This is a genomic window from Enterobacter sp. Sphag1F, assembly GCF_014193275.1.
Lineage (GTDB): Bacteria > Pseudomonadota > Gammaproteobacteria > Enterobacterales > Enterobacteriaceae > Pantoea > Pantoea symbiotica.
This window is the reverse complement of sequence record NZ_JACHZD010000012.1, coordinates 22,515-31,971: the sequence shown is the minus strand read 5'-3', so window position 1 is coordinate 31,971 and position 9,457 is coordinate 22,515. Positions and strand designations below refer to the sequence as shown.

The window sequence follows — 9,457 nt, the reverse complement described above, 5'->3', positions numbered from 1 at the left end:
AACTCAGAAGTGAAACGCCGTAGCGCCGATGGTAGTGTGGGGTCTCCCCATGCGAGAGTAGGGAACTGCCAGGCATCAAATAGTGAAGAAGCCCCCGAACGAAAGTTTGGGGCTTTTTTACGTTTGTACATTAATAATATCCCACCAGAAATACGAAAACATCAAACTAGCAACCTGCCAATCAGGTAAACTACGGCCAGATTAATCAGTAAAGGCCGTGAAATGTCCAGCCCCAATACATCCCTAGAAGCTTTCAACACCCTTGGTCTTGCGATCAATGCCCAAACGCTTACCATCGCTGAAACTCCTGACGCTATTACCCTTGCCTGGAAAAACAGTCAGCAATTAAATCAGCCCTTTATTGTATTAGGCGAAGGGAGCAACGTACTCTTTTTGGAAGATTTCAGCGGCTCTGTAGTCGTTAATGCGATTAAAGGCATAACTATCGAAGAGCATGACGAAGCATGGCATTTACATGTTGGTGCTGGCGAAAATTGGCATGCTTTAGTTGAACAGACGCTGAAGAAGGGCATTACAGGATTGGAAAACCTGGCGCTAATTCCCGGCATGGCAGGTTCAGCACCGATTCAAAATATCGGTGCATATGGTGTCGAATTTAAAGATACCTGTCATTACGTTGAAGCTTTACATCTTCCAACCCAAAAGATTATTCGTTTGTATCGGGAAGAGTGTCAGTTTGGCTACCGCGATAGCGTTTTTAAACATGCAATGAAGAATGACTATGTCATAGTTGCAGTGGGATTACGTCTGGCGAAACAGTGGAAACCTGTTCTGACTTATGGCGATCTTACTAAATTAAACCCAGCAACAGTTTGTGCGTGGGATGTATTCAATGCTGTTTGCCATATGCGTCAAAGTAAACTGCCCGACCCAAAAATTACAGGCAATGTGGGAAGTTTCTTCAAAAATCCGCTCATCACCGCTGAGCATGCAACTGCATTAATTAAGAAGTGGCCATCTATTCCTCATTATCCTCAGGCCAGCGGTGAAATGAAATTAGCAGCTGGCTGGTTGATCGATCAATGTGGTCTTAAAGGCTTTCGTGTTGGCGGTGCCGCAGTTCACCGCCAACAGGCTTTGGTACTGATTAATGAAGATCATGCCACTCCACAGGATATTGTAGATTTGGCGCATCAGGTCAGAAATAGAGTCGGTCAAAAATTTGATGTTTGGCTGGAGCCAGAAGTACGCTTTATCGGTGCTCGAGGCGAGCGTAACGCCGTTGAGGTAATTTCATGAAAGATAATAGCGTGCCGTTAAAGTTGGTTGCATTAGTGGCTGATGGTGAATTTCACTCTGGTGAACAACTGGGCGAAGCGCTTGGCATGAGCCGCGCCGCCATCAATAAACATATACAGACTTTAAAAAGCTGGGGTCTGGATGTATATACGGTGACGGGTAAGGGGTATAGCTTACCGGAACCTATCCAGTTACTGGATGAAGAAGTCATTCAATCTCACCTGCATCAACCTAATCTGGCGGTGATTCCTGTAATCGATTCTACCAACCAGTATTTGCTGGATCGGATGGATCAATTGCCGTCTGGCTACGCATGCATTGCCGAATATCAGCAAGCAGGGCGCGGACGTCGCGGACGTAAGTGGTTTTCACCGTTTGGTTCCAACCTGTATATGTCCATGTATTGGCGCCTGGAGCAGGGGCCAGCCGCGGCGATGGGCCTGAGTCTGGTGATTGGTATCATCATGGCAGAAGTAATTCAGTCATTGGGTGCACCTGATGTTCGGGTGAAATGGCCAAATGACCTCTATCTTAACGATCGTAAACTTGCCGGTATTTTAGTTGAGTTAACCGGTAAAACCGGCGATGCCGCTCAGATCGTTATAGGTGCTGGCGTCAATTTGCTGATGCGTTCAGAAGGTACGGCGGAAATTAATCAGGGTTGGATTAATCTTCAGGAAGCTGGAGTTGATATTGATCGGAACGAGTTGGCTGCGAAGTTGATAAATAGCCTGCGTGAAGCATTACCCATTTTTGAGCGCGATGGTTTGGCGCCTTTTGTCTCTCGTTGGGAAGTCCTTGATAACTTCATTAGTCGCCCAGTAAAGCTTCTTATAGGGGATCGTGAAGTATATGGCATTGCGCGAGGTATTGATAAGCAGGGCGGTTTATTACTGGAGCAGGATGGAGTCATTAAATCCTGGGTCGGGGGCGAGATTTCACTGCGTCCAGACAATTAATGCATACCAACTAACAAATTAAAATGCCCACAATCTTTTATGGGCATTTTATTAAAAAAGGCTATTTTCTCAAGCGTACACTTTGCACAGCATGATCAGCCGACTTAGTCATAATAAGGCTGGCCCGTTCACGTGTAGGCAGGATATTTTCCTTTAAATTAAGCCAGTTAATCTCTTGCCATAGCCCGCGCGCAATATCGAGTGCATCTTCTTCTGGTAATTGCGAATAGTGATGGAAATAAGAGTCCGGATCGCTAAACGCGCCCTCACGGAATTTCAAAAATCGATTTACATACCAGCTCTCGAGTAAGGACTCTGGTGCATCGACGTAAATTGAAAAATCCACGAAATCAGACACAAATACATGATGAGGATCGTGAGGATAGTCCATACCGCTTTGCAGCACATTCAATCCTTCAAGAATAAGAATATCAGGCTGTTGTACGACTTTATCGCCATCCGGAATGACATCGTAAATCAGATGAGAATAAACCGGCGCTGTTACTTGGTTAGCACCCGATTTTAAATCAGATACGAAGTTAACCAGGCGATGCATATCGTAAGATTGCGGGAACCCTTTTTTCTTCATCAAACCGCGTTCTTTGAGCACGGCATTAGGATGCAAAAAACCATCAGTAGTGATCAGTTCAACTTTGCGGTGTTCTGGCCAGCGGCTAAGCAGCGCCTGAAGCACACGAGCGGTTGTGCTTTTTCCTACCGCAACGCTGCCGGCAATACTGATGATATAAGGGATTTTCTGCCCATTAGTGCCAAGGAATTGCTCAAGCACTGCCTGACGACGCAGATTAGAACTGATATAGAAATTAAGCAGACGCGATAGCGGCAGATAAATCTCGGCCACTTCTTCTAATGAAAGGTCTTCATTGATACCACGCAGACGCTCAATTTCACCTTCAGCCAACGTCATTGGTACTGAATCGCGCAGTGCTGCCCATTGCTGGCGATTAAACTGCAAATAGGGCGTAGTAAGAGGTGTCGTTTTTTTACTCATAAGCATGCATCTGAGTGCAAATTCTGATTCATCAACACCTTGCTGCATTAGGCATACAACGATGTATCAAACTCAATTGCACGTCACAGGGGTAATTAACGAGAACAATGGGCAGGAGGGTAACACCAGTGTGACTTTAAAAAGAAGTAAAATGATAAACAGGAGCACGCTTTCGCAAGCGTACCCGCATTTTTCTTGTCGGTCAGTAGCTTGTCGCTACATTTTCTGCTGGGCTGGTACGTAGACGTTTATAGTAAATCGCGCCGGGATGAGGATGCCCATCCGCGCATAATGCATAGTCGGGCAATTCCCCTAAATAGTGGTAGCCATGTGCCCGGTAGAAATTTTCTGCCACAGAACCCGCCATGACATCCAAATAAAGTAGCCCACGTTGATAGCTTTCTGCCTTATGCTCAAGCGTCTGTATTAATCTGCGCCCGATTCCTTCTCGTTGAATGCTGGAATGCACGAGCAGCTGTAAAACCTCCGCGCGATTTTGTCCATCTGGGCGCTGACAAATGTTGAGCTGTACGCTTCCAACCACAACCGAGTCGATGATCGCAATCCATAACAACAGCTCATGATGTGCCATTTGGTTGCGCAAGCTATGAAAATAACGCTCGGCATCCTGATACTGTTGCATCTTTTGCGAATGTTGGAATGCCGAAGTCATATTGTTTTTTACCGCGTCTATCATCAGGGTAGCCAAAGCCTGGCGATAACGGGGTAATGTTTCTGCAGTAATCTGAACAATATTCATACGACACACTCCATTTAATGACCCGATTTAATAGATAAGCAAAATGCGGACCAGCCGAAAAAACGGCTATGGAGGATGTTTTCACAAAAAAATTTCTAAATTTGCACAGTAGAAAGGCAGTGCGCTTCAAATATGTGCATTGGAAATGATGTTGATACAGAGAAAACCAATCGACGAATTGGTGTAAAAATGGACATGTTTTGGATGATTTTACTGCATGAGATAGCTAATTTGAGATGATTTGCACAAATAGTAAGCGATAGAACAATTTTGGCGATTTTTTTGTTGCATCCTTCTTCGGGTCTTCCTAGAATGCGCTCCACTTGATGCCGGCTTAGCTCAGTTGGTAGAGCAACTGACTTGTAATCAGTAGGTCACCAGTTCGATTCCGGTAGCCGGCACCATCAAGTAGGTGGGATTCCCGAGCGGCCAAAGGGAGCAGACTGTAAATCTGCCGTCACAGACTTCGAAGGTTCGAATCCTTCTCCCACCACCATCTCAACCTCCTGGTTGGGCATCAGATAAAGTCTTTGTCTGATGGGTGAGTTATTCATCTCTCACCTTCGAATTTCAGATTGCGCATTAGCGCAATCAAAGTTGGTCAGAAACTCTGACCGGCTCGAATAATAGAAGGTCTTCTTTTATTATTCATAAGCTACAGAAAGAACAGGTAGCCGAGTTCCAGGATGCGGGCATCGTATAATGGCTATTACCTCAGCCTTCCAAGCTGATGATGCGGGTTCGATTCCCGCTGCCCGCTCCAGATGTGCTGATATGGCTCAGTTGGTAGAGCGCACCCTTGGTAAGGGTGAGGTCCCCAGTTCGACTCTGGGTATCAGCACCACTTCCTTTATCTCTCTCCTGATTCTCTCTCTGTAAACCAAACAGTCAGGCAATGCCTGGTTGATATGACGATATCTTCGATATATCCGTGTCTTAGAGGGACTAGCGATGGCTAAAGAGCAATTTCAGCGTAACAAACTGCACGTAAACGTGGGCACCATCGGTCACGTCGACCATGGTAAAACTACCCTGACGGCAGCAATCACCACCGTTCTGGCTAAAACCTACGGCGGTAAGGCAAGCAAATTCGACGAGATCGATAAAGCGCCAGAAGAGAAAGCACGTGGTATCACCATCAACACTTCTCACGTTGAATATGAAACCCCGAATCGCCACTATGCGCACGTTGACTGCCCAGGCCACGCCGATTATGTGAAAAACATGATCACCGGTGCTGCACAGATGGACGGCGCGATCCTGGTTGTTGCTGCGACTGATGGCCCAATGCCACAGACCCGTGAGCACATCCTGCTGGGTCGTCAGGTTGGCGTTCCTTACATCATCGTGTTCCTGAACAAGTGCGACATGGTTGATGATGAAGAGCTGCTGGAACTGGTAGAGATGGAAGTACGTGACCTGCTGTCAGCATATGACTTCCCAGGCGACGACACTCCAATCGTACGTGGTTCTGCTCTGAAAGCGCTGGAAGGCGACGCTGAGTGGGAAGCTAAGATCATTGAACTGGCTGGTCATCTGGATACCTATATCCCAGAGCCAGTACGTGCAATCGACAAGCCGTTCCTGCTGCCAATCGAAGACGTATTCTCAATCTCTGGCCGTGGTACTGTTGTTACCGGTCGAGTTGAGCGCGGTATCGTTAAAGTGGGCGACGAAGTTGAAGTTGTTGGCCTTAAAGATACTGTGAAATCAACCTGTACTGGCGTTGAAATGTTCCGCAAACTGCTGGACCAGGGTCAGGCAGGCGAGAACTGTGGTGTTCTGCTGCGTGGTATCAAGCGTGAAGACATCGAGCGTGGTCAGGTTCTGGCTAAGCCGGGTTCAATCAAGCCACATACCCAGTTCACTTCAGAAGTTTACGTTCTGTCTAAAGATGAAGGCGGCCGTCATACTCCGTTCTTCAAAGGCTACCGTCCTCAGTTCTACTTCCGTACTACTGACGTGACCGGTGACGTTCAACTGCCAGAAGGCGTTGAGATGGTAATGCCAGGCGACAACGTAAAAATGACCGTAACTTTGATCAAGCCAATCGCTATGGATCAGGGTCTGCGTTTCGCAATCCGTGAAGGCGGCCGTACTGTTGGTGCGGGTGTTGTTGCTGAAATTATCGCTTAATTGCGATAACATTTGACGCAATGCACAAGGAAAGGGCATCATTTGATGCCCTTTTTGCACGCTGTTACATAGAACCTGGCTCATCAGTGATTTTCAATCATAATCATTGTTGAGACAGGCTCTGTTTCACGGCGTTGGATACCGAGTTACGCTCAAAAGCTCATTCGGTTTGGATGCCTCGCTCTGCGGGGCAGAATAGTTTCTGAATTATTGTGGCAGGTTGGTTTATGAGTGCGAATACCGAAGCTCAAGGAAGCGGGCGCGGCCTTGAAGCGATGAAATGGGTAGTTGTGATCGCATTGCTCCTGGTAGCAATTGTCGGCAACTATATTTATCGCGATGTAACACTGCCGCTGCGCGCGCTGGCTGTAGTAGTGCTGATTGCTGCAGCAGGCGGCATCGCATTGCTGACAATCAAAGGCAAAGCGACTGTTGCATTTGCCCGTGAAGCAAGAACCGAAATGCGCAAGGTCATTTGGCCAACTCGCCAGGAAACATTGCACACCACGTTAATCGTTGCCGCGGTAACTGCCGTGATGTCACTGATTTTGTGGGGGCTGGATGGTATTCTGGTCCGCCTGGTATCGTTTATCACTGGCCTGAGGTTCTGAGATGTCTGAAGCTCCAAAAAAACGCTGGTACGTCGTTCAGGCGTTCTCCGGTTTTGAAGCTCGCGTAGCTAAGTCGCTGCACGAGCATATCAAACTGCACAACATGGAAGAGCTTTTTGGCGAAGTCATGGTGCCGACTGAAGAAGTCGTCGAAATCCGTGGTGGCCAACGTCGCAAAAGCGAACGTAAGTTCTTCCCTGGCTACGTATTGGTTCAGATGGTAATGAATGACGCCAGCTGGCACTTAGTACGTAGTGTACCGCGTGTGATGGGCTTTATCGGCGGAACTTCCGATCGTCCTGCGCCAATCAGTGATAAAGAAGTTGATGCGATTATGAACCGCCTGCAGCAGGTTGGTGATAAGCCGCGTCCAAAAACGCTGTTCGAGCCAGGCGAGATGGTACGCGTCAGCGACGGCCCGTTTGCCGACTTCAACGGTGTGGTCGAAGAAGTGGATTACGAGAAGAGCCGCTTGAAAGTTTCCGTTTCCATCTTTGGTCGTGCAACGCCAGTGGAACTCGACTTCGCTCAGGTGGAAAAAGCTTAACCCTTTTGTTCACTTTTTAGCTCTTGCGGAAGGCGCGAAATTTACCTATAATTTCGCGCCTTTTGTTTTTATGCGCTGCTACTAGCGTGTAAATCGTTATCACGGGGAGCCTGTTTTTCAGGCGTTAAAACCCAATTGAGGAAATATCATGGCCAAGAAAGTACAAGCCTACGTCAAGCTGCAGGTTGCAGCTGGTATGGCTAACCCAAGCCCACCTGTTGGTCCAGCTCTGGGTCAGCAGGGTGTTAACATCATGGAATTCTGCAAAGCGTTCAACGCTAAGACAGAATCTCTGGAGAAAGGTCTGCCTACTCCAGTTGTTATCACCGTATACAGCGACCGTTCTTTCACTTTCGTTACCAAAACGCCTCCGGCTGCCGTTCTGCTGAAAAAAGCAGCAGGCATCAAGTCTGGTTCTGGTAAGCCGAACAAAGATAAAGTCGGTAAAGTGACTCGTGCTCAGGTACGTGAAATCGCAGAAACTAAAGCTGCGGACATGACTGGTTCTGACGTAGAAGCGATGACTCGCTCTATCGAAGGTACTGCTCGTTCCATGGGCCTGGTAGTAGAGGATTAAGAAATGGCTAAGCTGACCAAGCGCATGAGCGTAATTCGCGACAAAGTTGACGCGACCAAGCAGTACGACATCACCGAAGCTGTTGCTCTGTTGAAAGAACTGGCTACTGCTAAGTTTGTAGAAAGCGTAGACGTTGCTGTTAACCTCGGCATCGATGCTCGTAAATCTGATCAGAACGTGCGTGGCGCGACCGTTCTGCCACACGGTACTGGTCGTTCAGTACGTGTTGCCGTCTTCACCCAAGGTGCAAACGCTGAAGCTGCTAAAGCAGCTGGCGCAGAGCTGGTTGGTATGGAAGATCTGGCTGAGCAGATCAAAAAAGGCGAAATGAACTTTGACGTTGTTATCGCATCTCCAGATGCAATGCGCGTTGTTGGCCAGTTGGGCCAGGTTCTGGGCCCACGCGGTCTGATGCCAAACCCGAAAGTTGGTACTGTAACCCCTAACGTTGCTGAAGCAGTTAAAAATGCTAAAGCAGGTCAGGTTCGTTATCGTAACGACAAAAACGGCATCATCCACACCACCATTGGTAAAGTGGATTTTGACACTGACAAATTGAAAGAAAACCTGGAATCTCTGCTGGTTGCGCTGAAAAAAGCTAAACCATCACAGGCGAAAGGCGTGTACATCAAGAAAGTCAGCATCTCTACCACCATGGGCGCCGGCGTTGCCGTTGACCAGGCTGGTCTGAGCGCATCAGCAAACTAATTGCTGCTTGTAACGGGCGAAAAATTCATCTAGAATCTTACGCCCGTTGTTCTGGTTGTTTACGCAATTCAGAACCCAGATTCAAAGCGAGTGAGTGACTAAGTCTAAAGGCTCAGTTGTTCAGTCGCTTAGGTTGGAGCCAGGCCTTATCCTGGCCTCCGTCCGAGACCGCAGGAGCAGAATATTTTCGGATATCCTGCTTAATACCCTGCGTAGACGGTGACAGAACCAAAAAGAATTTTTTCTTCGCTGGATTCTGCTCACCGTGTAATAGCGCTTATCGCCTTCGGGTGAATGAGTGAAGTGAGTTCCGGGAAATTATTCCCGGCCAATCCAGGAGCAAAGCTAATGGCATTAAATCTTCAAGGCAAACAAGCGATTGTTGCTGAAGTTAGCGAAGTAGCCAAAGGCGCGCTTTCAGCGGTTGTTGCGGATTCCCGTGGCGTAACCGTTGATAAAATGACCGAACTGCGTAAAGCAGGTCGTGAAGCTGGCGTTTACATGCGTGTTGTTCGTAACACCCTGCTGCGCCGCGTCGTTGAAGGTACTCCTTTCGAGTGCCTGAAAGACACGTTTGTTGGTCCGACCCTGATTGCATACTCTTTGGAACACCCGGGCGCTGCTGCTCGTCTGTTCAAAGATTTCGCTAAAGCGAATGCAAAATTTGAGGTCAAAGCTGCAGCCTTTGAAGGTGAGCTGATCACGGCGGCCAATATTGACCGTCTGGCAACTCTGCCGACTTACGAAGAAGCACTGGCACGTCTGATGTCGACCATGAAAGAAGCCGCTGCTGGCAAACTGGTCCGTACTCTGGCTGCTGTGCGCGATGCAAAAGAAGCGGCTTAAGGCCAAATTCTTTTCCTTCGTGCTTGCTAACGTATAAACTT

General features: G+C 47.9%; 11 protein-coding genes and 4 tRNA genes. 13 read left to right on the top strand and 2 right to left on the bottom strand.

Annotated features, from left to right (window positions below; genetic code table 11):
- The 3 genes from FHW71_RS23960 to birA form a co-directional block, all read left to right on the top strand.
- A partial coding sequence (locus FHW71_RS23960; protein WP_218889538.1) for a hypothetical protein occupies positions 1-189 on the top strand: 189 nt, incomplete at its 5' end.
- Positions 190-222: 33 nt separating this feature from the next.
- Positions 223-1,260: a UDP-N-acetylmuramate dehydrogenase gene (murB, locus tag FHW71_RS23820; RefSeq protein ID WP_179453241.1), complete on the top strand. Its 1,038-nt coding sequence runs from the start codon at positions 223-225 to the stop codon at positions 1,258-1,260.
- Positions 1,257-2,219 (top strand): bifunctional biotin--[acetyl-CoA-carboxylase] ligase/biotin operon repressor BirA, encoded by a 963-nt coding sequence (gene birA / locus FHW71_RS23815; protein WP_179453240.1) that lies wholly within the window; start codon positions 1,257-1,259, stop codon positions 2,217-2,219. The genes murB and birA overlap by 4 nt, the downstream gene beginning before the upstream one ends.
- A gap of 61 nt (positions 2,220-2,280) precedes the next feature.
- Here the strand turns inward: birA and coaA are convergent, their stop codons facing one another.
- Together coaA and FHW71_RS23805 are read right to left on the bottom strand one after the other, a co-directional pair.
- Positions 2,281-3,231, bottom strand: a complete 951-nt coding sequence (gene coaA / locus FHW71_RS23810; protein ID WP_036649080.1) for a type I pantothenate kinase — start codon at positions 3,229-3,231, stop codon at positions 2,281-2,283.
- 202 nt (positions 3,232-3,433) lie between these two features.
- The gene (locus FHW71_RS23805; RefSeq protein ID WP_179453239.1) at positions 3,434-3,991 is read right to left on the bottom strand and encodes a GNAT family N-acetyltransferase; all 558 of its coding nucleotides are present in this window, start codon (positions 3,989-3,991) and stop codon (positions 3,434-3,436) included.
- A gap of 328 nt (positions 3,992-4,319) precedes the next feature.
- Between FHW71_RS23805 and FHW71_RS23800 the strand changes: the two genes are divergently transcribed.
- The 10 genes from FHW71_RS23800 to rplJ all read left to right on the top strand — a co-directional run bounded on the left by FHW71_RS23800 (position 4,320) and on the right by rplJ (position 9,416).
- Positions 4,320-4,395: transfer RNA gene (locus tag FHW71_RS23800), tRNA-Thr, on the top strand.
- Between the two features lie 7 nt (positions 4,396-4,402).
- Positions 4,403-4,487 (top strand) — tRNA-Tyr (locus tag FHW71_RS23795).
- Positions 4,488-4,679: 192 nt separating this feature from the next.
- A tRNA-Gly gene (locus FHW71_RS23790) sits at positions 4,680-4,754 on the top strand.
- A 5-nt stretch (positions 4,755-4,759) separates the two neighbouring features.
- A tRNA-Thr gene (locus FHW71_RS23785) sits at positions 4,760-4,835 on the top strand.
- Positions 4,836-4,942: 107 nt separating this feature from the next.
- Positions 4,943-6,127: an elongation factor Tu gene (tuf, locus tag FHW71_RS23780; protein ID WP_179453205.1), complete on the top strand. Its 1,185-nt coding sequence runs from the start codon at positions 4,943-4,945 to the stop codon at positions 6,125-6,127.
- A gap of 227 nt (positions 6,128-6,354) precedes the next feature.
- Positions 6,355-6,738, top strand: coding sequence for a preprotein translocase subunit SecE (secE, locus tag FHW71_RS23775; protein ID WP_008108388.1), 384 nt, complete (start codon positions 6,355-6,357; stop codon positions 6,736-6,738).
- A gap of 1 nt (position 6,739) precedes the next feature.
- A complete protein-coding gene (gene nusG / locus FHW71_RS23770) occupies positions 6,740-7,285 on the top strand; it encodes a transcription termination/antitermination protein NusG (protein WP_008108391.1) in 546 nt (181 codons plus the stop codon).
- A 148-nt stretch (positions 7,286-7,433) separates the two neighbouring features.
- On the top strand, positions 7,434-7,862 hold the full coding sequence (gene rplK / locus FHW71_RS23765) for a 50S ribosomal protein L11 (RefSeq protein ID WP_008108393.1): 429 nt from the start codon (positions 7,434-7,436) through the stop codon (positions 7,860-7,862).
- A gap of 3 nt (positions 7,863-7,865) precedes the next feature.
- The gene (gene rplA / locus FHW71_RS23760; RefSeq protein WP_008108395.1) at positions 7,866-8,570 is read left to right on the top strand and encodes a 50S ribosomal protein L1; all 705 of its coding nucleotides are present in this window, start codon (positions 7,866-7,868) and stop codon (positions 8,568-8,570) included.
- 348 nt (positions 8,571-8,918) lie between these two features.
- Complete coding sequence (gene rplJ, locus FHW71_RS23755; protein ID WP_007886294.1) at positions 8,919-9,416, top strand: 50S ribosomal protein L10; 498 nt, start codon at positions 8,919-8,921, stop codon at positions 9,414-9,416.
- Positions 9,417-9,457: the final 41 nt, after the last annotated feature.